Origin of the sequence: Rhodococcus sp. 05-340-2, from assembly GCF_002258915.1 — a bacterium.
GTDB lineage: Bacteria > Actinomycetota > Actinomycetes > Mycobacteriales > Mycobacteriaceae > Rhodococcoides.
Genome location: NZ_NOYU01000022.1, coordinates 308,671 through 335,076, shown reverse-complemented (window position 1 = coordinate 335,076; position 26,406 = coordinate 308,671). Strand labels below are relative to the sequence as shown.

General features: G+C 64.9%; 23 protein-coding genes and 1 pseudogene. 10 read left to right on the top strand and 14 right to left on the bottom strand.

Going from position 1 to position 26,406, the window contains the following annotated elements; all coding sequences use genetic code 11:
* Positions 1–21 precede the first annotated feature (21 nt).
* Genes CH271_RS12240 through CH271_RS12230 form a run of 3 tightly spaced genes read right to left on the bottom strand, consistent with a single transcriptional unit; the run spans position 22 to position 1,872 of the window.
* Entirely contained in the window at positions 22–339 is a 318-nt protein-coding gene (locus tag CH271_RS12240; RefSeq protein WP_052047433.1) for a DUF3017 domain-containing protein, read from the bottom strand.
* Between the two features lie 10 nt (positions 340–349).
* Positions 350–1,207 (bottom strand): bifunctional methylenetetrahydrofolate dehydrogenase/methenyltetrahydrofolate cyclohydrolase, encoded by an 858-nt coding sequence (locus CH271_RS12235; RefSeq protein ID WP_037188179.1) that lies wholly within the window; start codon positions 1,205–1,207, stop codon positions 350–352.
* Between the two features lie 56 nt (positions 1,208–1,263).
* On the bottom strand, positions 1,264–1,872 hold the full coding sequence (locus tag CH271_RS12230; RefSeq protein WP_094633732.1) for a pentapeptide repeat-containing protein: 609 nt from the start codon (positions 1,870–1,872) through the stop codon (positions 1,264–1,266).
* Between the two features lie 33 nt (positions 1,873–1,905).
* On the opposite strand from CH271_RS12230, the gene CH271_RS12225 reads away from it, so the two are divergent.
* From CH271_RS12225 to CH271_RS12215, 3 genes are read left to right on the top strand one after another with little or no spacing between them, the layout of a single operon-like run.
* A complete protein-coding gene (locus CH271_RS12225) occupies positions 1,906–2,370 on the top strand; it encodes a tRNA (cytidine(34)-2'-O)-methyltransferase (protein ID WP_176460749.1) in 465 nt (154 codons plus the stop codon).
* Between the two features lie 43 nt (positions 2,371–2,413).
* Positions 2,414–3,289 carry an SDR family NAD(P)-dependent oxidoreductase gene (locus CH271_RS12220; RefSeq protein ID WP_094633731.1) on the top strand — a complete coding sequence of 292 codons (876 nt, stop codon included), beginning with the start codon at positions 2,414–2,416 and terminating at the stop codon, positions 3,287–3,289.
* A 29-nt stretch (positions 3,290–3,318) separates the two neighbouring features.
* Complete coding sequence (locus tag CH271_RS12215; protein ID WP_094633730.1) at positions 3,319–3,783, top strand: MerR family transcriptional regulator; 465 nt, start codon at positions 3,319–3,321, stop codon at positions 3,781–3,783.
* Here CH271_RS12215 and CH271_RS29590 read toward each other — a convergent pair.
* Positions 3,724–4,038 (bottom strand): annotated as a pseudogene (locus CH271_RS29590) (DUF4349 domain-containing protein); the annotation flags it as partial. The gene CH271_RS12215 and the pseudogene CH271_RS29590 sit on opposite strands and share 60 nt — an antisense overlap.
* A gap of 376 nt (positions 4,039–4,414) precedes the next feature.
* Between CH271_RS29590 and CH271_RS12205 the strand changes: the two are divergent.
* The 3 genes from CH271_RS12205 (at position 4,415) to CH271_RS12195 (ending at position 8,600) form a co-directional block, all read left to right on the top strand.
* A complete protein-coding gene (locus tag CH271_RS12205; protein WP_037188193.1) occupies positions 4,415–4,969 on the top strand; it encodes a DUF6764 family protein in 555 nt (184 codons plus the stop codon).
* Between the two features lie 388 nt (positions 4,970–5,357).
* A complete protein-coding gene (locus CH271_RS12200; RefSeq protein WP_094633728.1) occupies positions 5,358–7,478 on the top strand; it encodes an HNH endonuclease signature motif containing protein in 2,121 nt (706 codons plus the stop codon).
* Positions 7,479–7,646: 168 nt separating this feature from the next.
* Positions 7,647–8,600: a HAMP domain-containing protein gene (locus CH271_RS12195; protein WP_037188198.1), complete on the top strand. Its 954-nt coding sequence runs from the start codon at positions 7,647–7,649 to the stop codon at positions 8,598–8,600.
* 46 nt (positions 8,601–8,646) lie between these two features.
* On the opposite strand, the gene CH271_RS12190 is transcribed toward CH271_RS12195, so the two are convergent.
* Both CH271_RS12190 and CH271_RS12185 read right to left on the bottom strand, forming a co-directional pair.
* Positions 8,647–9,576 carry an SDR family oxidoreductase gene (locus CH271_RS12190; RefSeq protein WP_094633727.1) on the bottom strand — a complete coding sequence of 310 codons (930 nt, stop codon included), beginning with the start codon at positions 9,574–9,576 and terminating at the stop codon, positions 8,647–8,649.
* Positions 9,577–9,696: 120 nt separating this feature from the next.
* Positions 9,697–10,536, bottom strand: a complete 840-nt coding sequence (locus CH271_RS12185) for a helix-turn-helix transcriptional regulator (protein WP_094633726.1) — start codon at positions 10,534–10,536, stop codon at positions 9,697–9,699.
* 77 nt (positions 10,537–10,613) lie between these two features.
* Between CH271_RS12185 and CH271_RS12180 the strand changes: the two genes are divergently transcribed.
* Positions 10,614–11,339 (top strand): SDR family NAD(P)-dependent oxidoreductase, encoded by a 726-nt coding sequence (locus CH271_RS12180; RefSeq protein ID WP_094633725.1) that lies wholly within the window; start codon positions 10,614–10,616, stop codon positions 11,337–11,339.
* Between the two features lie 15 nt (positions 11,340–11,354).
* On the opposite strand, the gene CH271_RS12175 is transcribed toward CH271_RS12180, so the two are convergent.
* Positions 11,355–11,855, bottom strand: a complete 501-nt coding sequence (locus CH271_RS12175; RefSeq protein ID WP_094633815.1) for a metallophosphoesterase family protein — start codon at positions 11,853–11,855, stop codon at positions 11,355–11,357.
* 23 nt (positions 11,856–11,878) lie between these two features.
* A complete protein-coding gene (locus tag CH271_RS12170; RefSeq protein ID WP_094633724.1) occupies positions 11,879–15,157 on the bottom strand; it encodes an error-prone DNA polymerase in 3,279 nt (1,092 codons plus the stop codon).
* Positions 15,158–15,296: 139 nt separating this feature from the next.
* Here CH271_RS12170 and CH271_RS12165 point away from each other — a divergent pair, with 139 nt between their 5' ends.
* Both CH271_RS12165 and CH271_RS12160 read left to right on the top strand, forming a co-directional pair.
* The gene (locus tag CH271_RS12165) at positions 15,297–17,426 is read left to right on the top strand and encodes an MMPL family transporter (protein ID WP_037188211.1); all 2,130 of its coding nucleotides are present in this window, start codon (positions 15,297–15,299) and stop codon (positions 17,424–17,426) included.
* 34 nt (positions 17,427–17,460) lie between these two features.
* A complete protein-coding gene (locus CH271_RS12160) occupies positions 17,461–19,461 on the top strand; it encodes an SDR family oxidoreductase (protein ID WP_094633723.1) in 2,001 nt (666 codons plus the stop codon).
* A gap of 10 nt (positions 19,462–19,471) precedes the next feature.
* Here CH271_RS12160 and CH271_RS12155 read toward each other — a convergent pair whose 3' ends face one another.
* Genes CH271_RS12155 through CH271_RS12140 form a run of 4 tightly spaced genes read right to left on the bottom strand, consistent with a single transcriptional unit; the run spans position 19,472 to position 23,162 of the window.
* Positions 19,472–19,981 (bottom strand): hypothetical protein, encoded by a 510-nt coding sequence (locus CH271_RS12155; protein WP_037188216.1) that lies wholly within the window; start codon positions 19,979–19,981, stop codon positions 19,472–19,474.
* Positions 19,982–19,991: 10 nt separating this feature from the next.
* Positions 19,992–20,756: an alpha/beta fold hydrolase gene (locus tag CH271_RS12150; protein ID WP_373453611.1), complete on the bottom strand. Its 765-nt coding sequence runs from the start codon at positions 20,754–20,756 to the stop codon at positions 19,992–19,994.
* Positions 20,757–20,778: 22 nt separating this feature from the next.
* A complete protein-coding gene (locus tag CH271_RS12145) occupies positions 20,779–22,353 on the bottom strand; it encodes a DNA polymerase Y family protein (RefSeq protein ID WP_094633722.1) in 1,575 nt (524 codons plus the stop codon).
* Positions 22,350–23,162 (bottom strand): hypothetical protein, encoded by an 813-nt coding sequence (locus CH271_RS12140; RefSeq protein ID WP_170945693.1) that lies wholly within the window; start codon positions 23,160–23,162, stop codon positions 22,350–22,352. Before CH271_RS12140 ends, CH271_RS12145 begins: the two co-directional genes overlap by 4 nt.
* Before the next feature lie 205 nt (positions 23,163–23,367).
* Here CH271_RS12140 and CH271_RS12135 point away from each other — a divergent pair, with 205 nt between their 5' ends.
* Positions 23,368–24,591, top strand: a complete 1,224-nt coding sequence (locus tag CH271_RS12135; RefSeq protein WP_037188981.1) for a serine/threonine-protein kinase — start codon at positions 23,368–23,370, stop codon at positions 24,589–24,591.
* Positions 24,592–24,599: 8 nt separating this feature from the next.
* Here the strand turns inward: CH271_RS12135 and CH271_RS12130 are convergent, their stop codons facing one another.
* Both CH271_RS12130 and CH271_RS12125 read right to left on the bottom strand, forming a co-directional pair.
* Positions 24,600–25,289 (bottom strand): response regulator, encoded by a 690-nt coding sequence (locus CH271_RS12130; protein WP_373453610.1) that lies wholly within the window; start codon positions 25,287–25,289, stop codon positions 24,600–24,602.
* The gene (locus CH271_RS12125) at positions 25,268–26,401 is read right to left on the bottom strand and encodes a sensor histidine kinase (protein WP_094633721.1); all 1,134 of its coding nucleotides are present in this window, start codon (positions 26,399–26,401) and stop codon (positions 25,268–25,270) included. Before CH271_RS12125 ends, CH271_RS12130 begins: the two co-directional genes overlap by 22 nt.
* Between the last annotated feature and the right edge of the window lie 5 nt (positions 26,402–26,406).

Genomic DNA, 26,406 nt, shown 5'->3' with positions numbered 1-26,406 from the left:
CCGGGCTCTTGCGCCCTGACGTCAGTCGGTTCCCAGCGGATCGATCGACAGCGACAGAAAGACGATTGCTCCGCCTACGCAGCCCAGCGCCAGCACATCGAACACGCGACTGCGCACTTGCAGTGTGCCGACACGTGTTTCGGGCAGGCACAGCCGCAGGACGGCCGCCAGCAGCGCTGCGCATCCGAAGATGAACGCGCCGCGCCGCCAGCGATCGGCCAGCACCAGAACGAGCGCGGCGAGGACGACGACCGAGACTGCGACGATCGGTAGGTTGCGCGCGACTGCCGCGCGAAATCCCGCGTCGGGCTCGCTTCGCGCATCCTCTGCGTCGTTCACGTCGGTTCGCTCAGCTCTCGGCGGCGACGCGTTCGGCGCGCTCGACGACATTGGTGAGCAGGAAGGCCCGCGTCAGCGGTCCGACGCCGCCGGGGTTGGGCGAGAGGAATCCGGCCACCTCCGCCACACCGTCGGCGACATCGCCGCGCAGTCCGTCCTCGGTGCGGGTCACCCCGACGTCGAGCACGGCAGCACCCGGCTTGACCATGTCCGCGGTGATCAATCCGGGCACTCCGGCAGCGGCGATGACGATGTCCGCGCGCGAGACCTCGGCGGCCAGATCACGAGTTCCGGTATGGCACAACGTGACTGTCGAGTTCTCCGAACGCCTCGTGAGCAACAGACCGATGGGTCGCCCGACCGTCACTCCGCGGCCGATGACCACCGCGTGCGCACCGTCGAGAGCAACGTCGTAGCGGCGCAGCAGGTGCACGATCCCGCGAGGTGTACACGGCAGTGCGGCATCCTTGCCGAGCACCAGACGGCCGAGGTTGATCGGGTGCAGACCGTCGGCGTCCTTGTCCGGATCGATTCGCTCGAGCGCAGCGTTCTCGTCGAGATGCTTCGGCAACGGCAACTGAACGATGTAGCCGGTGCATTCGGGGTTGGCATTGAGTTCGTCGATGACGGCCTCGAGATCCGCCTGGGTGATGTCCGCGGGGAGGTCACGACGAATCGAGGTGATGCCGACTTTGGCGCAGTCGTTGTGCTTGCCCCGGACGTACGCGGCCGAACCCGGATCGTCGCCCACCAACACGGTCGCAAGACCTGGGGTGATGCCCTGCTCACGCAGCGTTGCCACGCGGGCGGTGAGATCGACGAATATCTCGTCACGGGTCGCTTTGCCATCGAGAATCGTTGCAGTCACCCGGTCATTGTTCCAGGTTCGGCGTCAGTAGCGGCGCACCGGTCCGATCCCCACCGTCAGCCCTCGACGACGAGCCCGTGCGCTGCCGCGTACGCCACGGCCTGCATCAGCTCGATCTTCGCACCGCGCACGCTCGCGCTGACCCACAGCGATGCGTCGGCGACGGCTCCGCGCAGATCCGCCTCGTCGAACTTGGCGTCGACGGTACGGGCACCTGCGAAATCGACCGAGCGCGCAGTGGCCTTCCTGAAGTCTGCGGACACGAGGTTCGCTTCCCGCATCCGGCACCCCGTCAGATCGAGGCCGCGAAGGTCCGCGTTGCCCAGTGACGCGAGGGTGAAGTCGACCTCGTCGTACGTCGCCGGACGCATGCGACTGTCGACGAACGTCGATCCCATCATGGTCGAATGACGAAAGGTGCTGTGCTGCAAATTCGTCCGAGTGAAGGTACACGATCGAAATGCGGAGTTCGTGTGAATCGATTCGGTCAGGTCGGTGCCGGTGAAGTCGCATTCGGTGAACACCACCGAGTCGGTTCGGACGCCGCTCATGTCCGCGTCGCGAAATGTGCACCGAACGAACTGCCTGCCGGTCCACTCCTGCCCGTCCAGTCGCGTGTCGGAAAAGTCCTCACCGATCGTCTGTTCGTCGTCCACCTGCCCCATACTTCCCGGGCTCGTGATGGCAGAGTGAACCGGGTGTTTCGACTCATGTTCTTCGAACCCCGCATCCCACAGAACACCGGCAACGCGATTCGCCTGGTCGCCGGGACCGGCTGCGAACTGCACCTGGTGGGCCCGCTGGGCTTCGACATGTCCGAGCCGAAGCTCAAGCGGGCAGGCTTGGACTACCACGATCTGGCGTCGGTGACGGTGCACACCGATCTCCCCTCGGCCTGGGCTGCGCTGGCTCCGACTCGCGTGTTCGCTTACACCGCCCACGCGGACCGGTCCTACGCCGACGTCGCGTACGAACCGGGCGACGTCCTCCTGTTCGGACCGGAGCCGACTGGATTGCCCGACGACGTCCTGGACGACCCACACGTGACCGATCGACTGCGAATCCCGATGATTCCGGGCCGTCGATCATTGAATCTGGCGAACGCGGCGGCAGTGACGATGTACGAGGCATGGCGGCAACACGGGTACGAAGGCAGCGTCTGACGGGTTTGCGTTCGAGCGCGCTCGAAGCCCTAGCTTGCCTTTCATGACCCGAACAATCACTCCACAACGCACGTGGCTCGTCACCGGGGCGTCCTCCGGTCTGGGGCGCGCTCTGACCGAGACCGCCTTGGCAGCGGGCGACACCGTGGTCGCGGTGATGCGTCGCCCCGAACGCATCGACGACCTGCTCGACGAGCACGCAGGGTCACTGCTGCCGATCGCCTTCGATGTTCGAGACACCGAGTCGGCCCCCGCCGTGGTCGAGGCGGCAATCGAACGGTTCGGACGCGTCGACGTACTCGTCAACAACGGTGGCGTCGGGCAGATCGGTTCCGCCGAGGAGGTCGACGACGCCCGGCTGCGAGACATGCTCGACCAGCATGTGGTCGGTCCCGCCGCTCTCACCCGCGCCGTGTTGCCGGGAATGCGGGCGCGGGGCACCGGAACGATCGTGCAGATGAGCAGCCAGGGCGGCCGGATCTCCTTTCCGGGAGCAGGGTCCTACTCGGCCGGCAAATTCGCCCTGGAAGGCTGGTCCGAAGCGCTTGCCGGCGAGGTCGCATCGTTCGGTATCCGAGTTCTGATCGTCGAGCCCAGCAGATTTCGGACCGGCTTCAACAGCGCAGACGTACTCGAACGCGCAGCCCCCGTGGATGTGTACGCCGACATCCTCGGCGATGTCAGGGCCGACATGCTCGCGGCCGACGGTCGACAGGAAGGCGACCCGCACCGAGCCGCTCTCGTCATCCGTCAGTTGGTCGGGGCCGAGTCCGCTCCCCTGCGCATTCCTCTCGGCCGCGAGGCCGTCCGACGGCTGCGCGAGTCGTACCGCCGCGAACTGGCCTCACTCGAGGCCCACGCCGAACTGTCCTCGAGCGCGGACTTCCCGGGTGTACCCGAATCCGTCCGCCCGGTCTGACGGCACCGCCCGGACTATCTTCTGTACTCATGGCGACGACGGATTTGATGAACAGGGCTCTGGCGGCCGCAGATTCGCAGGCATCGCTGACCGTCGAACTGGTGCACGATCTCGTCGAACCCGGAGAGCTTGCCGAACCACTCGGCATCGCCGAGGTCGCCGAGCTCCTCGATATCTCCGCGCACACTCTGCGGTACTACGAGCGGTGCGGCCTGATCGAGGTTGCTCGTGACGGACTCGACCATCGACGGTACGACGACGCGGGCGTCCGACGGATCGTGTTCCTCACCCGTATGCGGTTGTCGGGGATGCCGATGCGCGACCTGCAGCGCTATGTCGAACTCGTCGACGGCGGAGAAGACACCGTTCCGGAACGACTCGACATGCTCGTCGAGCATCGAGATACCGTGCGACGACGTATCCGAGAACTGCAACTATCGCTCGTGGCAACCGAATACAAGATCGCGACGTACGGCGGTGCCACCGGTCCGTGACATGGGGGGTCGGGTTTTCGGCCGCGACGAAGCCCGATGGGTCCGTGGACGGCCGGTCGGCGCGTGCCGCCCGGACACGATCGCGTTCCGAAGTCTGTCCGAGTTGGCGGGTGCGTCTTCGGCGCTGGAGGTGAAACTGATTGTGAGCGTCGACAAATCGATCCGGTCCGAGAGGTAGTACTTCTGTGACACCGAACTGTCGAGTTCGCCCTGCCGGCTCGGCAGTGCCGATTCCACCTCGACGAGATCGGCAGTGTTCGACGCGGCCGCAGCCGGATCGTCGGGAGCTACCCGGTAACGATTTCCTTGCGTTCGACCGGTGCCGGAGCCTGCTGCCGTGCGGAGCCGCCTGCCATCTCGAGCACCATCACCAACCTTGGCGCAGAAACCGAACTAGCAAGTAGCAGAAACGATTTCGATGGATCGGCGCTAGAGCACAACAGCAACCCGAACGCGCATCCGGGTACCACGACCGCTGCAGTCAGGGTGCGCGAAACCGGACTTCTACGACGATTCATCCCCGGATGCCAGCGGCACCGTTACACAAACCTGACCGGCTTGCTGCCATGGACTCGCGGGGCGGGGTACCGTGTGCCGCACCGGCCCGTTTCGCTCGTGAAGGAGCTTTCTTTTGTTCTCTGTTTCCCTGCCCCGTCGCTCGTCCTCCAACTCCTCCTCCGCGCGCACGTCCAGTCGGTTCGGTAGTCGAATTGCCCGCACCGCAGCAATATTCGCCATGGGCTCGGGCTTGACGGTCGCAGCCCTGTCGGGCACGGCCACCGCGTCGGCAGCCCCCGTCAACTGCGTGTCCCCGCCGTCGGCCAACGACATCCAGGTCGACGACACCGCGAGCTGCGGAGCCACCTCCAACGGCACCGGACAGGCCACCGCAGGTGCTGCCGACAGCGGCACCGCAGTCAGCGTCAACGACGGCCCCGGCTCGACGGCCACCTACGCCAACGGATACGGCGTCGCCCTCGGAGCGAGCAAGAATGCAGGGACGGCCTACGCACTGGCACTCGGCGGCGGAATCGCTCACTCGTGGGCCGACGCCGGACAGACGACCCTCGCAGTCGCCGGGTGGGGATCCGGTGCCACCTCGGAGGCTCAGGGCGTCGATTGCGTCGGCCCCCTGTCACTGGCACTGAACCTCACCAGCGGCCAGTTCTGCGTCCTCGGGAGCTGATCGCCCGGTTGCAGAGAAAAATCCGGTCCAACGGAGCCGACTACCCCGACACGAACTCGTCGAGGTAGTCGGCTCCTCTTGCATACACGGTGTGACCGGACTTCCTGGGCCGCTCCGCACATCCCTCGGGGAGCCGCCCGCTCCGTTTGCTCGAGGACTTCGCCGGCACCTATTGCCTCTCCGAACTGGCGATGAGTTGGAGCCGGCACTCGAACCGCTCTGGCAATGGGCGCAACAATGGAACGAGGGCACCGACGCGGCCGATCACCGCCCCTGACCAGCCAAGCCAGTCCCCCGAAGTGCCTTTCCGTTCTTGTCGGTGGGCCGAGATAGTCTTCTTTCAGTTCGAACGCACGTTCTGAATTGTTGCTCACCGGGGGGTGAAAAAATGGGTGCAATACCGACTGTGTCACTGGAGGCGTTGACCGCTGCCGCGCGTGAGGAGAATCGACACGCGGCCCGCAAGATCACCGCCTGCTACACCGTGCACTGCGACTGGATCACCCGCGACACCAAGCACAAGCACTACAGCCGATACGGACGCACCGAAATGGCTGTCGCATTGGGCTGCTCGGCGACCGTCGCCGAATCGTATGTGTCCGTCGGCGTTGCCCTGCACACCCGGCTCCCACTGCTACGGGCAGCGTTCGAGACAGGGGAGATCGACCTCCCTCGCGTGCGGACCGCATGCCGGATCCTCGACAACCTCTCCGACGCCATCGTCAGGTCGGTCGAGAAAGAGGTCGTCGAGGCGGCGCGGAGGTCGTCCCCGGGCCCGCTCGAGCAGGCGATCTGGGACATCCTGCTGCGCGTCGCACCCGAGGAAGCAGCAGCGCTGCGGGAGTTCGCGAAGAAATTCCGAACCGTCACCTACAGTCCCGGCGGCGAACTCGCCCGCATCCGAGCCGAGTTGACCGCACCCGAAGCCGCCGCCGCATGGCAACTCCTCGAAGAGATGGCCGACACCCTCTGCCCGAAGGATCCGCGCGGGAAGAAAGAACGCCTGTGTGATGCGTTCATGGCCCGCATGCACGGAGAACCCCGACTGGCATGCCTGTGCCACCGCGAGGATTGCCCGAAGAAAGACGCAGTGTTGCCGGATCGGCGGGTGCCGTTGACGATGATCACCGTCGACATCGCCACCCTCATCGGACTACTCGCCAACCCCGCCTACCTGGCCGGACATGGTTCCATCGACCCCGACCTCGCGCAGGAGCTGGCACGCAACAGTCACTGGCAGATCCTGCTCACCGAAGCCGTCACCCTCGCCGAATCCCTCGGCCTCGCACACCAGAACCCGGAGACAGGGGAGTGGGAACGAACACCGACAGACCAGCAGCAGGAGTCGGATACAGCGACTACGAAGGCGGAAGCAAAGCCCGACGCGAAGTCAGTAACGAAGTCGACCGCAGCATCACCATCGGCGCCGAACAGGGCTTCGTCGACAAACACGACCGAGACAACCGACACCGATGCGAGCACCACTTCAGCGCCAGCGTCTGCAGCGGAAGGATCATCGGCTTCCCGTCAGGAAACAGAACCCGACCGCGGCTCCGGTCCAGCATCATCGCCTGCAACATCGGCCCGAGGTCCGATCGACACGTCGAGTTCGACACCCGATCCAGCACAAGCACCTGCGCCGCCGCCGGGGACGACAACCTCACCGGCTCCGCTGGAGGGTCAGACCGAGGACACGCCTGCCCATCCAGCGGCAGATCCAGCTCCACCCGACCCCGGCGGAGGCGAAGACAGACCACGACGGACCCAATCGCTGACCTCCGCCGCAGCCCTGTTCTGCACCCGCACACCCGTCGGCCGGGGCACACGGCACAGCTCTGCCCTCGATCTCCCGACCCTGAACCGCGCCGCCCTGAACCGCGCCGCCCTGAACCACGCCGCCCTGAACCATTCGGAACTCGGGCGTTCGGGCAACCGCACCGGCTGTACACCCGCCGGCATCTACCTCGGCAACGCATCCCTCGCCGCAGCACTCGAAGCCGCTATCGCCGCCGACCCCACCCTCGGCAAACCCGTCGCACGCGACCCGCTCACCGACCGCGCCCTGATCTACCGACCCGACACCCTCACCACCGCAGCCGTCCGACTCCGCGACAAACACTGCCGATTCCCCGGCTGCCACCGACCCGCCGCACGCTGCCAACTCGACCACATCACCCCCTTCGACCACACCAACCCCCTCGGCGGCGGCTGGACCACCATCAACAACCTCCAATGCCTCTGCGAATACCACCACAGCGTCAAAACCGCCGGCTACTGGACCGCCACCATGCTCCCCGGCGGAGCCATCCTCTGGACATCGACCTCGAAGACCACCCGGATCACCCTGCCCACCAACGGCACAGCTGTCCCCATCCTCGGCAACGACCTCACACCACACATCCCCACCCGACCGACACGATCCGGCATCATCGCCTACCCCAACCCTCCCGACCACCAGGACCCCGAAACAGAACCAACAGCCGAAGACACCGACACCCCGCCCTTCTGAAGATCGGGCTTCCACTGAGGACGGCGGACCGTGCCGGCGCTCGCGCCAAGGTCGGCAAGCCGAACCCAGGTGCACGAACTCGATGGACCGTCGACCTTCGCCGACTGTCCACGTCGGTCCGCGTGGCCTGCAGAATGGTCGTCACTCGTCGACCGGCATACTCGAGAAATGAGCAATTCACGTGCAACCGCTCGCCCGCGAGCACTGTCGTTGCACGGCCGCATCCGAGTGTTGACGATGAGCGTGGCAGCCCTGGCAGTCGCAGTCAGCGCTCTTGCGATCTATCTCGTCGCAGAGCAGGCCCTCCGCTCACAGATCATCGACCGCGTCGAACGCAACAGCGACGCCATCATTGCCAGCGCAGCATCAGGCGTTCCGGCCGATATCTTCGGCTTCGGCATCGAAGACACCGAGGGAACCGCAGTGAAGGTCGCCTTCGCGATGAGCGACGGAACTTTGGTGACGTCCACGAACGGCTCCGAGCCGTTCACCAATTCCGACGGCGTTCTGGACGATGCAGAAATATCGGTCATCGACGGTGACGTCGATCAATCCTTGCGCGAGGTACGGGGCTATTACATTTCCGCCAAGCGCACCGACTCCGGCGAAACGATCCTGGTGGCCGAGGCTCTCAGCGGAGCGTCACCTCTTCTTGGCAAGCTCACGCTCGCCCTGGTCCTCGTCGGGGCGTTTCTCGTCGCATTGGCAGGCGTAGCCGGTGCCGCCGTCGCACGCACCGGACTCCGACCGGTCAGGCGACTGCGGGCCGCTACCGAACGCGTCGCCCGCACAGGAGATTTCGAGCCCATCGACGTCAACGGAGACGACGAACTGGCATCACTGGCCAACAGCTTCAACGAGATGTTGGCCTCCCTGTCTCGTTCGCGAGCACGGCAGGGTCAGCTGATCATCGATGCCGGCGCGGAACTGATGGAGCCGCTGACAGCATTGCGCACCAACATCGATCTATTGATGTCCCTCGACCGGCCGGACACCCCGGACATGCCGGAGGACGAGCAGGACCGATTGCGCGTCGAAGTCATCACTCAGATGGACGTCATCAACGGGCTGGTGCACGACCTGGTCGACCATGCCCGGGAGCCCGCGCCCACCCCGCAGTGACGGCCGAGAACCGTTCGGAACCAGTGCTGTTCGGAACCAGTGCCGTTCAGGACGAGAGCCGCACACCGGTCAGTTGTTCCGATGCACCCCACAAGCGGCGCGCATCGTCCATGCTGCGCATCGGCTTCCACATGCCGACCTCGGCCGGTGGCCCGCCGATGATTCGCTTGGGACCGAAGAACTGATCCCCACGCGCGTCGCTACCCGCGGCCGCAATCAATCCTGGCTGCGCTGCGCTGTCCACAGTGCCCGCAATGCCGACGCGGGCAAGAACGCCGATCAATCGTCTGCCGGCCGAATCCTTCGGTCGCCCCAATCCCGGTTGTGCCGCAAGCAAGTTGGTCGGCGAAATTCCCGGGTGAGCGATGTTGCTGGTGATTCCCCAGCCGCCTGCACTACTACGAGCCTCGAGTTCGCGTGCGAACAGAGCCACCGCGAGCTTCGATTGACTGTAGGCCTTCATGACGTCGTAGGAACGCTCCCAGTTGAGGTCGTCCCAATTGATGGTCCCCGACCGTGCCGCAATGCTCGTCTGATGGGTGACCCGCGCATTACCTTTCCGCAGCAGCGGCAGTAGACCGAGGGTGAGCGCGAAGTGGCCGAGGTGATTGGTACCGAACTGCAGCTCGAATCCATCCTCGGTGACCTGACGCGCAGGTGGCTGCATGACACCTGCATTGTTGACGAGTATGTCGATCGCCCGGCCATCGGATGACAAGTCGTCCACCAGGGCGGAAACGGATTCCAAGGACGACAGATCCAGCGCCCGAGTGGTGACCTTCGCTCCCGGCACCGCGACTCGGATCGATTCGGCTGCCCGCTCCCCCTTGGTGGCCGAGCGCACCGGCATGACGACCTCGGCACCGGAGCGAGCGAGCTGCGTGGCGATAACCGTTCCGATCCCGTCGCTTGCTCCCGTGACGACGGCAATCTTCCCCGTCAGATCGGGAAGGGATGTGTGTGCTGTGCGGCCCATAACAAGCTCCTGTGCTGGTGTCGATCTGCGGATTCGATCTGCAGAACCCATGTTCGACGATTACCACGAGCTCATCCAGGACTTCCCCATCCACTGATACGGCCGACACCGTGGATCGCGTCAGGACAGAACCTGAGTTCCCACCACCGCGAGCAGCTCCAATTTGGCGTAGCTTTCACTGCCGGGGACGGCCGTGTACACCAGCAGACGATGCTCTTGTTCGGGGTCGAGAAGGGTCTGGCAGTTCAGTTGCAGCAGGCCGACCGTCGGGTGCAGAAATCGTTTGGACTCGGGTGGGTGAACCCCCACTTCGCGTTTCGCCCACAGGGTTCGGAATTCCTCGCTGACCTCGAGCAGCTCTGTGGACAGGTGCGCAGCTCTCGAGTCGGGTCCGCGAAGAGTGACGATCTCGCGCAGCCCCGACGCGTACACACGAGACAGCACTGCACGCTCTTCGGGCGGATACGACTGCCGGGCCTCAGGGTCGGTGAACCAGCGATACCCCAGACTTCGCTCGGGGCCGGTGCGCTGCGAGGCATCACCTGTCAGTGCCGCGCCCAGCGGTGTCTGACGGAGCGTCTCTCCGATTTCGGACACGATCTCGGCGGGCGTGTCGTTCAGGCGGTCCAGAATTCGTAGCATTCCCGGGCTGATGTGGTCGCTCGACGACCCGCGGACGGGAGGATTGTGCCCGGCGAGTCGGAACACGTGATCACGCTCGCCGAGTGACAGGTGCAATCCCTGTGCGATGGAGGCGATCATCTGCGCCGACGGGGCGGGCCCGGTAGCTCGTTCGAGTCGTGCGTAGTAATCGGTAGACATGTGGCACAGCTCAGCGACCTCCTCACGGCGGAGGCCCTGTGTGCGTCTGCGCTGCCCCCGTGGCAGCCCGACGTCCTCCGGCTGCAGCGACTGCCGTCGCTGCCGTAGAAACGCTGCCAATTCCGGTCGATCGATCACGTCGGTTCCCTCTTTCCCGTGCGTGCGCATCGCGCCTGCATGAATTGTGCCTGCTGCGCGGTGGCTATTGTCGAGAGATGAGTCCTGCCCTGACCGTCGTCACCGGCGGAAGCCGTGGAATCGGTGCTGCGGTGTCCAGGCGGTTGGTGTCCGACGGGCACGATGTGGTGATCGGCTATCGCTCCGACGCCACTGCCGCGGAAGCGTTGGCCGCCGAATTGTCGACCGACGGCCGAACGGTGATCGCCGTACGCGCCGACACCACCGACGAGCAGGCGGTGATCGATCTCTTCACCGCAGCCGCCGAGATCGGCGCAGTCACCGGTCTCGTGAACAACGCCGGTTCGGCACGGGCTGTGGGGGCGCTGGTGGACAACGACATCGAGACCATCAGAGCGGACCTCGACGTGAATCTCGTCGGGGTACTCACCTGCTGCAAGTATGCGATCGCGGCGATGACCGGATCGGGTGGCTCGATCGTCAACATCTCCTCCGCTGCCGCGACCCTGGGCAGTCCTGGAATGTACGTCCACTACGCGGCGGCCAAGGCGGCTGTCGATACTGTGACGGTCGGACTGTCGAAAGAAGTTGCTGCGCAGAATATTCGCGTCAATGCAGTGGCACCCGGCATCATCGAGACGGACTTCCACCGCGATCGTGAGCGGCCACAGAAGATGGCGTCGAGCATTCCCCTCGGCCGTCCCGGTGTGCCGGACGAGATCGCCGGTGCGGTGTCGTGGTTGTTGTCCGAGGATGCGCGATACGCGACCGGAACCGTCATCAGGGTGGCCGGCGGAATGTGAGTACTTCGGTCACCACTATCGAGGGGCGATGCGGTGCAGCTCCACGTCAGTGAGCGCACCGTCTTCGGCTGTGGCCGTCATGTACGTACAGAACGGTTGCCGACGCCGATCCGTCGGCGATCCCGGGTTCAGCAGCCGTAGACCGTTGTCTGCGACCGTGTCCCACGGTATGTGGCTGTGGCCGAACACGAGCACGTCCGTGTCCGGGTACGCGGCTGCCATACGTCGTTCCCGTCCCGTCGCGGCACCGGTCTCGTGGATCACGGTGAACCGCACCCCGCCGAGTACGACGTCGGCGCGTTCGGGCATCAGAGCTCGCAGCTCCTCGCCGTCGTTGTTGCCCCAGCACGCGACCAGTCGACGTGACCGCTGCGAGAGTTCCTCGTACGCAGCCAGGTCCACCCAGTCTCCTGCGTGGATCACCACATCGGCGTCGTCCACAGCGGTCCACACCTCGTCGGGCAATGCGCGAGCCCGTTTCGGGAGATGAGTGTCGGCAATCAGCAGTAGCTTCACCCCTCGATTGTGCACTTCGTGCCTCATCGGAAGTCCCTCGATCTGGACGCGACTCGCAGATCCATCAGTTGCAGATGATCGGCCACCACGGTCACCGCCCCCTCGGCGTTCTGTACTTTGCCTCGAATCAGCAACGCCGGAGCCGTGATCGCCAACTTGCGGTACTTGGCCCACAATCCGACCGAGCACACCACGTTGACCATGCCGGTCTCGTCCTCGAGGTTGATGAACGTGACGCCTCCGGCAGTTGCCGGCCGCTGGCGATGCGTCACCGCTCCGCCGACGAGCACTCGGTCGCCATCCGGAATCTGCAGCAGCCGGTTCGCGGGAATCACGCCGAATGAATCGAGCCGATCGCGAAAGAACTGCGTGGGATAGGAATCCGGTGACACACCGGTTGCCCAGACGTCGGCCGAGGCCAGATCGAGATCCGACATCCCCGGTAGCGCAGGCGCTTTCGTCGACGCTCCGATGCCAGGAAGCAGGCCCGGACGCTCCCCCGCTGCAGCGCCCGCAGCCCACAGCGCCTCCCGGCGAGTGATACCGAAGCACCCGAGTGCGCCTGCCGTGGCCAATGCTTCCGCCTGTGCAACCGACAGTTCGACGCGTCCCGTCAGGTCCAGGAACGAGGTGTACGGCCCGTGTGCATCTCGCGCGTCGACGATCTTCTGGGCCACTGCGGTCCCGATGAACTTCACATCCGCCAACCCCATGCGAATCTCGAGGCCGTCTCCCTCGAGATTCGCATGGCCGAGACTGGCGTTCACGTCTGCACCGTGGACGATCACACCGTGCCGCCTGGCATCGGCGACCAAAGATTGCGGTGAGTAGAAACCCATCGGTTGGGCGCGCAGCAAACCTGCACAGAACGCCGCCGGATGGTGCAACTTGAACCACGACGAGTAGAACACCAGTGAGGCGAAGCTCTGCGAATGGCTCTCGGGGAAGCCGAAATTGGCGAAAGCCGACAGCTTTTCGTAGATTCGGTCCGCCGCCGCGCCGGTGATGCCGTGAAGATCGCGCATCCCGTCGTAGAACCGCCCCCGCAGCAGTTCCATCTTCTCCGGTGACCGTTTCGATCCCATGGCGCGGCGCAGTTGATCGGCGTCGGCGGCACTGAAACCGGCGACGTCGATGGCCATCTGCATCAGCTGTTCCTGGAACAGCGGAACGCCCAGAGTTCGATCGAGCGCCTTCTTGAGCGACGGATGCTCGAAGATCACCGGCTCGAGTCCGTTGCGGCGCTTGATGTACGGGTGCACCGAACCACCCTGGATCGGGCCGGGACGGATCAGCGCCACCTCGACCACCAGATCGTAGAAGTTCCGCGGCTTGAGCCGCGGCAGAGTGGCCATCTGCGCGCGGGACTCGACCTGGAACACCCCCACCGAATCGGCTCGCTGCAGCATCTCGTACACCTCGGGCTCGGACAGGTCGATCGAGGCGAGTTCGATATCGATGCCCTTGTGCTCGGCGATCAGGTCCATCATGTAGTGCAGCGCCGAGAGCATGCCGAGCCCGAGCATGTCGAACTTCACCAAACCCACTGCGGCACAATCGTCCTTGTCCCACTGAAGCACACTGCGGTTCTCCATCGTCGCCCATTCCACCGGGCAGACGTCGGCGATCGGCCGATCGCAGATCACCATGCCACCGGAGTGAATACCGAGGTGGCGAGGGAAGCCCTCGATCTGGCGCGCGAGTTCGAGAACGGACTCGGGAATACCGTCGCCCTCCTGATCTCCGATTCCCGACCAGCGGGTGATCTGCTTGCTCCATGCGTCCTGCTGCCCCTGCGAAAAGCCGAGCGCACGGGCCATGTCTCGCACCGAGGACTTACCGCGATAGGTGATGACGTTGGCCACCTGAGCGGCATGAGTGCGGCCGTACTTGGAGTAGACGTGCTGGATCGCTTCTTCGCGTCGATCGGATTCGATGTCGATGTCGATGTCGGGGGGTCCGTCGCGCTCGGGTGCGAGGAACCGCTCGAACAGCAGCTTGTTCGCCACCGGATCGACGTTGGTGATGCCGATCGCGAAACAGACAGCCGAGTTTGCCGCCGAACCTCTTCCCTGACAGAGGATGTCGTGTGTCTTGCAGAAGTGGACGATGTCGTGGACCACCAGGAAGTAGCCGGGGAATTCGAGCCTCTCGATGATGTCGAGCTCGTACTCGAGCTGCGAATAGGCCGCCGGGTTCGCCGACTGCGAGCCGTACCGGCGTGCGGCCCCCTCGAACGTGAGTCGACGCAGATAGCTGATCTCGGTGTATCCGTCGGGCACATCGAACGGCGGCAGGCGCGGCGCGATCAACGTCAGATCGAACGAACACTCACGACCGAGCTCGACGGCACCGCGCACCGCGCCCGGATAGTGCTGGAACAGCTCCGACATCTCCGACCCGGAACGTAGATGTCCGCCGCCGGTCGGTGCCAACCAACCGGCAGCCTCGTCCAAGCTGCTCCGCGCGCGCACAGCGGCCATCGCCATGGCCAATCTCCTGCTGCGAGGGCTGGCGTAGTGCGCGGCCGTAGTGGCGATCGTCGGAAGACCGTACCGCCGAGCCAGCGTCGCGAGAGCGTCGTTGCGCTCGTCGTCGTCCGCGACGCCGTGCCGGGTGAGTTCGACGGTGACACGATCGGATCCGAACCGGTCGACGAGAGCGCGCAGCGCGGCCTCTGCCGCCTCCGGACCACCACGCGAGAGCGCCTGCCGGACATGTCCCTTTCGGCAACCGGTGAGAATCTCCCAGTGACCGCCCGCTGATTCGGTGAGTTCGTCGATGTCGTACTGCGGCTTACCTTTGACCCCACCTGCCAGGTGTGCAGCTGCGATCCGACGTGAGAGCCGGCGATACCCCTCCTGGCCGCGAGCGAGCACCAGTAGATGAGTGCCGTCGGGATCGGTCTCCCCGGCTCGGGATCGATGTGTGTCCAGCGAGAGTTCGGCACCGAACACGGTTCCGATGCCGAGAGCTCTGGCCGCCTCGGCGAAGCGCACGACTCCGTAGAAACCGTCGTGATCGGTGATGGCGATGGACTCGAGGCCAAGGCGTACCGCCTCCTCGACCATCTCCTCGGGCTGCGAGGCACCGTCGAGAAAGCTGAACGCCGAGTGCGCATGCAATTCCGCGTACGGCGTTGCCGGGCGCACCGGCTCGCGGTGGCGAGGCCCCTCGTAGGCTTCTCGTTTCCGGGACCAGGCCGGGCTGTCGCCACCATCACCCTCGGCCGCAGGCTTGGGACGCCCGGACAGAACTCGTTCCATCTCCGACCACGTGGGTGGTCCGTCGTTCCATCCCATCGAGCCCACCCACCTTCACACTGCCGCCTCATCGAACACTTGTTCTAATGAGAACACGAGGGTCCGACACGGATCAACTAGAGTCGAATCGCCATCGACCCTTTTCACCGAATCCCTTTCACAGAGCCGGAGCACAGACGTGACGCGTTGGGCATCGTTCGTCGTATCGCACAAACGATGGGCACTCGCTGTTGTCGTCGCCGTCGTCGCCGTCGGCGGGATCTTCGGACTCGGCGTCTTCTCGAAACTGAGCGAGGGCGGTTACGCCGACGCAGGCAGTGAATCGTCCGAGGTCGCGCGACTGGTGCAGGGCATCGGCCAACCGACCCCCGACATCGTCGCGATCTACACCGCCCCCGAGGGCAGGACGATCGACGACATCGGACCGCAGGTGCAGGCGACGCTCGACGAGTTCAGCAGTCGATACACCCTCGGCAACGTCAGTTCGTACTGGAGCGCAGACCCGGTCAGCAAGGAATTCCTGGTCTCCAAGGACCGAACCAAGGCGTTGGCCACGGTGTCTCTCGGTGCGAACTCGGGCGTCACGTTCAATACTTTCGGCGAACTTCCTCCACAGCTCGAAGTGCCCGGAATCGAATCGCAGTTCGCCGGCGCGTCGGTGGTGGGAGTCTCGCTCAGCGAAACCCTCGAACGCGACCTGATCCGCTCCGAGATCATCGCTGTTCCCATCACGTTGCTGCTACTGATCTTCATCTTCGGCGGCGTGGTCGCTGCAGCGGTTCCGGTGTTCGTCGGCATTCTGAGCGTGCTCAGTTCGCTCGCGATCCTGCGGGTGCTCACCGAGTTCACCGAAGTCAGCTCGTTCTCCATCAACGTCGCGTCGTTGCTGGGACTCGGCCTGGCCATCGACTACGGACTGTTCATCGTCAGTAGGTTCCGCGAAGAATTGCGCGGTGGACTGACGCCGATCGACGCGACCATCCGCACGGTATCCACCGCGGGCAAGACCGTCGTCTTCTCCGGACTACTCCTGATCTGCGCATTCGCCGGCATGCTCGTCTTTCCGCAGGCGGTGATCAGGTCCCTCGGGTTCGGAGCCATGGCGGCGGTGGCGAGCGCGGCCGTCCTGTCACTGACCGCTGTCCCGGCACTGCTCGCCATTCTCGGCACCCGCATCAACTCCTGGACATGGTCACGAACTGCATCCGATCGCAGTGATGCACGCGCACACAAGTTCTGGGGCGGCGTCGTCACCCGCGTCATGAAGCATCCGGGCATCGTCGCTGCCGTCATCGTCGCCGGGTTGCTGATCATCGCCACCCCGATCCTGAAGGTCTCACTCGGAGAGGTCGACTACACGGCGCTGCCGAAGGACAACCCTGCGCGCATGGCATTCGAAACTCTCGGTTCCGACTTCGAATCCACCGGCGAGGGCGCAACCGTGGTGCTGCGCGGCCTGGACGGCGTCAAGCCTCAGGGCGCACCGATTGCAGCGCTCACCTCCGCTGTGGAATCCACGCCCGGTATCGCCCGAGCCGAATTCCTGGGCTCCAAGGACGATTTCGTGACGTTGCGGGCGTCCTACAGCGAACCGACCGATGGGCTGAGCGAGGCCGAATCCCAATCCGACGCAGTGGCGGCGCTGCGCTCGATCGCTCCCCCGGACGGCACCGAGATCCTCGTGGGCGGCGGACGAGCCAATGTCGACGACGGCAATGCGGCGATCGCGAAGTGGCTACCGGTGATGATCGCCATCATGGTCGTCTCGACGCTGGTGTTGCTGTTCCTCGCGTTCGGATCGATCGTGCTGCCGATCAAGGCGGTCCTGATGGCCGGACTGAGCTTGGCTGCCACCTTCGGCGCACTCACGTGGGTGTTCCAGGAAGGCCACGGAGCCGACCTGCTCGGCGTCACCCCCGGACCGCTCGAGTCGACGTTCGTGGTGCTCATTCTCGCGGTCATCTTCGGTTTGTCGACCGATTACGAGGTGTTCCTGATGTCGCGCATGGTCGAGGCTCGCGCGGCTGGAGCGAGCACCGAGGAAGCGGTGATCTTCGGCGCTCAACGCACCGGACGCATCGTCACTGCGGCGGCGTTGATTCTGATCGTCGTCACCGGAGCCTTCACGATCTCGGGTCTGTCGATCATGAAGTTCCTCGGCGTCGGAGTCATTCTGGCTCTGATCATCGACGCGACGATCATCCGTATGTTGCTGGTTCCGTCCTTGATCAAACTCATGGGCGAGGCCAATTGGTGGGCACCTGCCTGGATGAAGAAAGTGCACGAAAAAGCCGGTATCGGGCACTAGCACCGGAACTTACTTCGGAGTAAGGTCGGCTCGCATGGCGAACTACATCGTAACCGGCGGTACCGGGTTTCTCGGGAAGAACGTCCTGCCCCGATTGCTCGAACGTGATGCGCTCGCTGCGATCCACGTGCTGGTGCGTCCGCATTCGGTGGCCCGCCTCGAGCGACTCGCACAGCACCTCGACGGCGGCGACCGAATTCACCCGCTGGTCGGCGACCTCACCGAGCCGGAGCTCGGACTCCGGGAGGTGCCTGCCGACGTCGATCACATCCTCCACCTCGGAGCCGTCTACGACCTGACCGCAGGTGACGAGCAGACCCCGACCAACGTTGCCGGAACCGCCTCGGTGATCGGCCTCGCCGAGAAGACCGGCGCCCGCCTGCACCACATCTCGTCGATCGCCGTTGCGGGCGACTATCGAGGAACGTTCTCCGAGAACGACTTCGACCTCGGACAAGGTTTTCCGACTGCCTACCACCGCACCAAATTCGAGTCCGAGAAGCTGGTGCGCGACAGCGCTGCGGACTGGCGGGTCTACCGGCCCGCCGCGATCATCGGCCACTCGGAGACCGGTGCCATCGACAAAGTCGACGGCCCGTACTACTTCTTCCCGTTCTTCGCGGAACTTGCCAAGCTGCCGTCCGTCCTACCCATCACGGTGCCGAAGATGGGTGCTACCAACCTCGTTCCGGTCGACTACGTCGCCGACGCCATCGTCGAGCTCGTGCATAGAGACACCTCTCCCGGCAGCGTGTTCCATCTGGTCAATCCGGAGCCTCAGTCGATGGCAGAGGTCTACGCCGCGTTCTCGTCGGCGGCCGGATCTCGCGCGAAAATCGTCGACGTGCCAGGGGCACTGGTCGCTCCGGTCGTCTCCCCCAAGTCCAGAGCCGTACGCAAGCAGCGCGATGCCGCCCTCCGCGATTTCGGTGTGCCACCGGTGATGCTCGAACACCTGACTCTGCCCACCGTGTTCGAGTCGGCATCGACGCAGAAAGCGTTGCAGGGCAGCTCGATCACACCGCCACCACTGCGGACCTACGCCGATCGTGTGTGGATGCACTGGCGGGAGAACTTCGATCCCAAGCGCAACCGCCGAAACGACCCACGCGGTCCGCTGTTCGGCCGTCACATCGTCATCACCGGTGGTTCGTCCGGAATCGGCCGAGCCAGCGCAGAAGCAGCTGCCCGCAAGGGCGCGGTGGTCATTCTGCTCGCGCGCGGTCAGGACCAACTCGACGAGGTGGTCGAGCACATCCGCGAGTCGGGCGGCACCGCCTACGGTTACTCGTGCGACGTCACCGACAGCGAATCGGTCGACCAGACAGTGAAAACGGTTCTGAGCGAACACGATCACGTCGACATGCTGGTCAACAGTGCCGGTCGATCCATCCGCCGCGCACTCTATCGATCCACCGATCGGTTGCACGACTACGAGCGCACCATGGCCGTCAACTACTTCGGGGCCATACGACTGGTGCTCGCACTGTTGCCACACATGCGCGAACGCAGCTTCGGACACGTCGTCAACCTCTCCAGCGCTGCCGTTCTGGGCCACCCTCCCCGTTTCTCCGCCTATGTGGCCAGCAAGGCGGCGCTGGACGGCTTCACCGATGTGGCTGCCGCAGAGACACTCTCGGATGGAATCACCTACACCACCATCCACATGCCCCTGGTGGACACCCCGATGATCACCCCGACGGGCGACAAGAACGTCGGCCCGGTCTTCTCACCGGAGAAGGCCGCCGCGATCGTGATTCGTGCACTGAGCGACAAGCCGAAGCGAATCGATACTCCGCTGGGAACACTCGGGCAGTTCGGTGCCATGTTCGCCCCCAAGGGCAAAGACCGCACGATGCACCAGCACTACCGCAAATTCCCCGAATCCGCTGCAGCCAAGGGTGAAACACCGATCACGATCGAAGACGGGAAAGTGCCCTACCGAGTTCGCCGATACGATCCGAAGACTCCGAGCGCACGCATCGGCAAGGTGATCCGACGCGTCGGAAGATTGGTACCCGGCACGAGCTGGTGACCGGCAGAATTCACCGCAGCAGAGCTCTCCCCCAGACTCGCAGGAATCCCTGACTCAGGTATGTCAGGGTGCCGATCGCCAGAACCCATTTGACGGTGCTGACCACGGTGGTGGCGCGGACGACGGTGTCGGTGATCTGTTCGCGGTTGTCGACCAGTATCAATCCGACGATGTTCTCGATGTAGTCACCGGCAGCGGAGGCCACCGGTGCGACGGCCAATGCCGTCGTCGCCGCAGGGCTCAGCGGGGTCTTCGCTGCCAGGCTGCGTGCGCCTGCACGCAGTGCGACGGCGTAGATCGCCGGATGCACGAAGTCGGGCAGATAGTGGCTGCGGAACCTGGCGATCTCGGTCTCGTCCATGCTCGCCAGGATCTGTCGATAACGCTCGGCGGACCACGCCGTCTGCACGGCAAGCACTTTCGGAGCTGCGGGGCCGAGAAGTCGGGCAATGTTGGCCTGGGATACGACGAACAGTGCCGACCAGCCCAGCATTCTGCGATCGAGCGCACCGATAGTCATGTCCGAAACCCTAATGCGTCAGGAACGGGAGAACTGCGGCCTCGAACGCCGAGTATCCGTCGCGATGGATGCTGTGTCCGGTGCGAAACGCCTCGACGCGACAGGTCGAAATCTCGGACACCATCGCGTCGAGCCGAACCGGATCGACCATGCCGCCCGGACCTCCCCGAAGCACCAGCGTCGGAGCAGTGATGTCGGCCAACGACGCCCACCACTGCGGATTCGGACGACGGAACTGTTCGAGAGCAGTGGAGGTCATCGAGCGATCGAAGGCGAGTACCGCGCGGGGATGCAGAACGACGCTGGTCGCTGCGTGCCAGAGTTCGGTGACCGACGGCATCTTGCCGGTCAGGGTCGGCGGAGCGTCCCCCGGCCGAATCGGTATCGGCAGCTCTTCGAGTACCAGACGACGAACGAGCTGCGGGCGACGTTGCGCAACGAGCGAGACCGCGTATCCGCCGAGGGAATGTCCGACGAGATCGACTTCGTTCAGCCCGAGGTGGTCGATCAGCGCCAGCAGGTCTGCCCCGAAGGAATCGAACTCGTACGTGGACGTGTGCGCGCTCTTGCCGTGTCCGCGCAGATCGACGGTGATCACCCGGCTGCCCTGCGCGGTGAGTGCACGGGTGAACCGATCCCAGGTTGTGCTGTCACCGCCCATGCCGTGCACCAGCATCACCGGTGCCGCATTCGAGTTCGCGTGCCCCAGCGGGGTGAACGAGCGATACGCGATATCGACGCCATCGAGGTCGACCGTCTCCGACATCATCTGCATTCCTTCGACGGTAGCGGTGCCGCTATTCGTAGATTCCTTCCACCCGCCACCGACCCTCGTCGAAGACCAGCAGCAAGGCCCTTTCGTCGTCGAGCACCACCTGGGCTCGCGCCGTCGGACCCGTCGACGCGTGACCACTGTCCCACCATCGCTCGTCCACCGGCCACGGTCCGGCCAGACCCGTCAGTCCCCATTCCTTGGTGCCCCAGCGCAATCGCGACGGCGGAGCATCGAACACCCCACGATCGGTGACGCCGATTCCGGTTCCCGCCCGATTCATCAGCGTCACCGTCGGACGTGTCTCGATCACTGCCGCCGGAGCAGGCTCCGGTAGACGTCCCGGCCAGGGATCCGACGGATCGGACATCGGCACCAATTCGTCGCCCAGCGGACGCAGCGTGATCCGCTCGGCCGGCCCGCGGCCGCCGCTGAGCACACCACCGAGCACCGATTCCCCACCGAGCAGACCCTGCACGCGCACCAGCGCCCGACGCGCCCTCTCGTCCTCGTCCCCGACACTGCCCCACAAACCCAGTTGCAGCTCACCTGCGGCCACCACTTCGATCGGTTCGAGCCGCAGAACGGTGATCGCGGACGTCGGCTTGTTCTCGCTGCGCCCGGTGATCCAGCCGTCCAGTTGCCACCGCACGCGGTCGGCTGTCCCCTCCGGAGTCAACGGCTCCGCGCACCGCCAGATCCTCGACAGATTCTCGCCGTTACCGGTACTGGCATGCACCAACAGACGAGTGCACGCAACGGCAGCGGCAGCGAGCTTGGTGTGCAACTGCTCGGCCAACCCGCGCCCGGCGAACGCAGCTGCGTCGACCCGATCGATCGGCGGATCGCACAGGTACTCCACATCCAGATCCGGCGGCAGAGCCCTGGCCGACGGCGGACGTTCGGGCTCGCCCCTGGCACTGCGATGCGCCAACACCGCATCGGTACCGAAGCGCGACGCGACATCGCCCGGAGACAGTGCAGCGAAGTCGCCGATGGTTCGTAAACCCAAGCGGCGCAACAGATCCACCAGCTCACCGCGATCGGCAGCGGACATGCTCGGTTCCGCCGAGAGTTCTGCCACCGGCAACGGCGCGAGAAATCCTGCACCCCCGCCGCGCGGCACCACCTGCGCATACCGCGCGGCGACGACCGCAGTGGACAGCTCGTCGGCGATACCGATCTGACATTCCACACCGGCAGCCGACGCTTCGTCGATCAACCGTTCCGCGGCCCGATGCTCGGTACCGAAATACCGTCCGACGCCGCGGGCAGAGAGAACCAGCAGGCCAGGTCGCAGCACTTCGACTCCCGGTGCAATGGCGGCGACGGCCGAGACCACGGGCTCGAACAGTCGCGCATCACGATCGGTATCGGCCAGAGCGACATGCACATCCGGGCACCGCGCCTGCGCTTCCCGACGGCGCAGGCCGCGCTTGATGCCCGATGCCCGTGCCGTCGCCGAGCACGCGACGACCCGATTGGCGGAGGTGACGACCACCGGATGCGTCGCAGGAAGATCGGCCTGGGCAGCGGCTGCAACGGCAGGCCAATCGGGGCACCACAGCGCCAGAACTCGGCTGGGACGGTCGATGCTCATGTCGAGACCGCGATCGACAATGGATTCTGTTCGAGCTTCTCGGCATGCCATTCGATGCGACCGTTCTCCGAACGCAGGTCGAGTCGAACGGTGCGGGGCCGCATCGCCTTGCCGCGCGCGCACACCGACAACCGGACGCCGCGCAGTCGGCCGCGGCCGAGCTCCCGGCCCGTGCCGAGGCCGTCGTATCCGTGCACCGATGCGTCCAGTCGTAGCTCTGCGCCGTCCCAGTGCCCATCGGTCACCAGCAGCGTCGACCCCTTGCTACGCGCTCTGGCCACCACGGCCCTGGCCCGAGTGGGCGATACCGACAGACCGCCGAGACCGAGCACGACGAGGTCGACACCGTCGAGCAGAATGGCCGCCACTTCCACCGGGTCGGGACCAGGATCGGGAATCAGGGCCAGCTTGCTCAACTGTGCGCCCATCTCCACCGCGGCCAGAATGCCGAAACGAGGCTGCCCGATGACGGCCACATGGCCACCGGCACCGGTCACCGCAGCGACCAACCCGATCAGGAGCGAGCCTGCGCCGGACACCGAGGCCACCGTTCCACGCACCAGCCCACCGTGCGGTAGCACCTCGATCAGCGCAGACGGCACCGGAAGAACGGGCCGCTGACGTGTTGGACGCTGCGTCGACGGTTCCGGGTGCACGGGCTCGACGGGGTCGGAATTCTCGATGCGCACCGACGCCGTTTCGCCCCGGGAAGGCACGGCAGCCATCCGGCTACGCAGCAACGCCACGCGCTCCGGCAGCGACAACCCGTCGAGCGCATCCGGCGTGACGGAAGCTCCCGATACAGTCATGTCACTCCCCTTCGCGGCGTAGAAAATCGAGCCGAAACATCGGTGTTCGACGAACGCGGGAAGTGGCGTATTCGAACACAATTTCGATCTGCACTCAGTAAAGCCGCTCGGACGGCAACTCGTCAAGGTGATGGCGAAGTCCCTGGTAGATGCCTCCGTTCCTCGGCTGCAGGCACGTCCCGTCATCGTCAACTAACCTGTGGACGTGACGGATCAGCAGCGTGTTGGACGGGGCGTCGGGCCCGACTACCTCTTGGCAGGCAGATACCGCCTCGCCGGCAAACTCGGCGGTGGAGGCATGGGCGCGGTATGGCTCGCCACCGACACGCTTCTGCACCGTCAGGTGGCCGTCAAGCAGGTCACGTCCACCACTCGGTTGAGCCCACAGCAGGCCGTGGAAGTACGCAACCGGGCCATGCGCGAGGGCCGGATCGCTGCCCGACTCTCCAGCCCCCACGCCATCGCGATGCACGACGTCGCCCTCGTCGACGGTGAGCCGTGGTTGGTCATGGAATACCTGTCCTCGCGCAGTCTCGCGCAGGCACTCGGCACCACCGACTCGCTACCACCGTTCGAGGTCGCTCAGATCGGCGCACAGATCGCCGACGCACTGACCGAGGCGCACGAGGCCGGAATCGTGCACCGAGACATCAAGCCGGGCAACATTCTGATCGCCGATCGCGGCAAGGACCTGGGCATCGTCAAGATCAGCGACTTCGGCATCTCCCGCGCCAAGGGAGACGTCGAAGAAGCCGACGACAGCGTGATCACCGGCACCCCGGCATATTTCGCACCCGAGGTCGCGCGCGGACAGGATCCCACCGCAGCCAGCGACGTGTTCTCCCTCGGCGCAACGCTGTACACGGCCATCGAAGGTAAACCGCCGTTCGACATCGATCACGATTCGATTGCACTTCTGCACCGAGTTGCCAAGGGGCAGATCATCGCTCCCACCCGCAGCGGCGATCTCACGGGCCCGTTGCTGCACATGCTCGAGCCCGATCCTGCCCGACGCCCCACCATGGCGCAGGCCCGCGACGAGATCATCGTCGCCGCGATCAGCAAGCGCGGCACCATCGCTCAGCTGCGCGGGGTGCCTCTGACGTCTGCGGACGGCGTGGTCCCGGCATGGGCGAGGCGCTCGACACCGGTCTCCGAATCTCGCCGTCCGTCGCGGGAGTTCGGCAGAACCATCGCGGGCCTACCGGCCGTGCAACCCGGTGAGAGCCACGCCAATCCGGTTCCTTCGACGTACTCGCCACCGCCGTTCGACCTGCCGAAAAAGAAGAAGAACCCGATCGACGACGTCCTGATGCGGATCGAGGACGTCATCGGTGACCGCACGTCGATTCCGTCGACCGCGATTCTCGCCGCCCTCGTTCTCGTCGTCGTGATCGTTCTGGTTCTGGTGATCGCCCTTCTACTGTAGTCGCGCCCTCAACGCGACTCGTGCACGATGATCGCGATCTGAACTCTGTTGCTGCACTCCAGTTTCGTGAGGATTCGCGAGACGTAGGTCTTCACGGTCGCCACACTCATGTACAACTCGGCACTGATCTCCGCATTGGACTTCCCCGACCCGACGGCACCCGCAACCTCGCGTTCGCGATCGGTCAGAGAATCGAGCAGGGCTCGTGCCCGCGCCGTGGCGGAGTCGTGCGATCGAGCGTCCTGCTCACGCCAGTGGGCAACCAAGCGTCCGACCGCCGTCGGCGACAACATCGATTCCCCGGTTCCGACGCGATGCACCGCGTCGACGATGTCCCGCGGCGGTGTGTCCTTGAGCAGGAATCCGTTTGCGCCCACCCGCAGTGCCCGCAGCAGATACTCGTCGGTATCGAAGGTGGTCAATACCACGATGGCTGCCGTGAACCCCTCTGCGCGAAGCATTTCGGTGGCCGCGAGCCCATCCATGACCGGCATCCGCACGTCCATCAGAACCACGTCGGGAGTCGACGCACGCACTACCTCGATGCCACTGCGACCGTCGGACGCCTCACCGATCACCCTGATTCCGGGATCCGAGCTCAGGATCAGCGACAGGCCTGCGCGGACCAACGCGTCGTCGTCGACCAGCACCACTGTGAGCGCATCGGGACCATCGGTTATTTCGGGCACGGCAACCACGCTTCCAGACGGTAGACCACTCCGTCGCCGCGACGCGCGATTCCGTACTCGATTCGTCCACCGGCCAACTCGATACGTTCGCTCAGACCGATCATTCCCGACCGTGAACCGGGTACTGCCGCGAAACTCTCTGTAGCGAGACCGTTTTCGAGCCACACTCTAAGCTCACCACCCACCAGCGCAATTCCGCAGCGCACCGGCAGGCCGGGCGCGTGCTTTCTGGCGTTGGTCAGACCTTCCTGAATCACCCGATGAACGGTGCGGGAAACAGAGGGCGTCAGCGTTGTGTCCGAGGGCATCTCGTCGACGAACGTCACCCGAGTACCGGCCTTCTCCGAATCCTCGATCAGTTCGCCGATGTCCACCACACCCGGTTGTGGACGCGCCGAGGCCGCGACACCCGATCGAAGCACTCCCAATATCTCCCGCAGATCCTCGAGGGCACCGTGTGCATTGAGTCTGATGGTCGACGCGATTGCCTCGACTTCCTTTGCACCGACGTCCGGCCGGACCTCGAGCGCTCCGGCATGGAGGCTGACCAACGAAATCCGATGTGCAAGAGCGTCGTGCATCTCTCGCGCGATCCGCTCCCGTTCGAGTCCCCGGACGGTCTCGGCACGCAGATTCGATTCGGATTCCGCTCGCTCGGCCCGCTCACGCAGAGAATCGATCACCTCGCGGCGGGCCTTGACGACCGAGCCCCACGCGGCGGGAATGCTGAGAAGAGCCACACTGAGTATCCCGATGTACAGGACGGACTGTTCGGCCCACACAGTCGTCCAGATCATCGACGCCGCGAGATGCAGAACCACCACCGCGGTGGTGACCCGCCACGACTGTCGAGACGCAACCGTGAAGATGGCGACCAGCTCGGCACCACCCACTGCATCGGTCAGGATCGTGCACACCGCCAGCGCTACGGCGATCTCGATCGGCCATCGACGCCGCCACCACAGCAACACAGAGCCGAGAACACCGACGACGATCGACACGACCGTGCGCGTCGTGGTCATCCCCTCGGTGCCTGCGGCCACAGACAACACCAACACCAGTGCGAACGCGATGGCGGCGACATCCCATACGCGTTCTCGATGCCGTCGCAGCAGCGTCATGACTG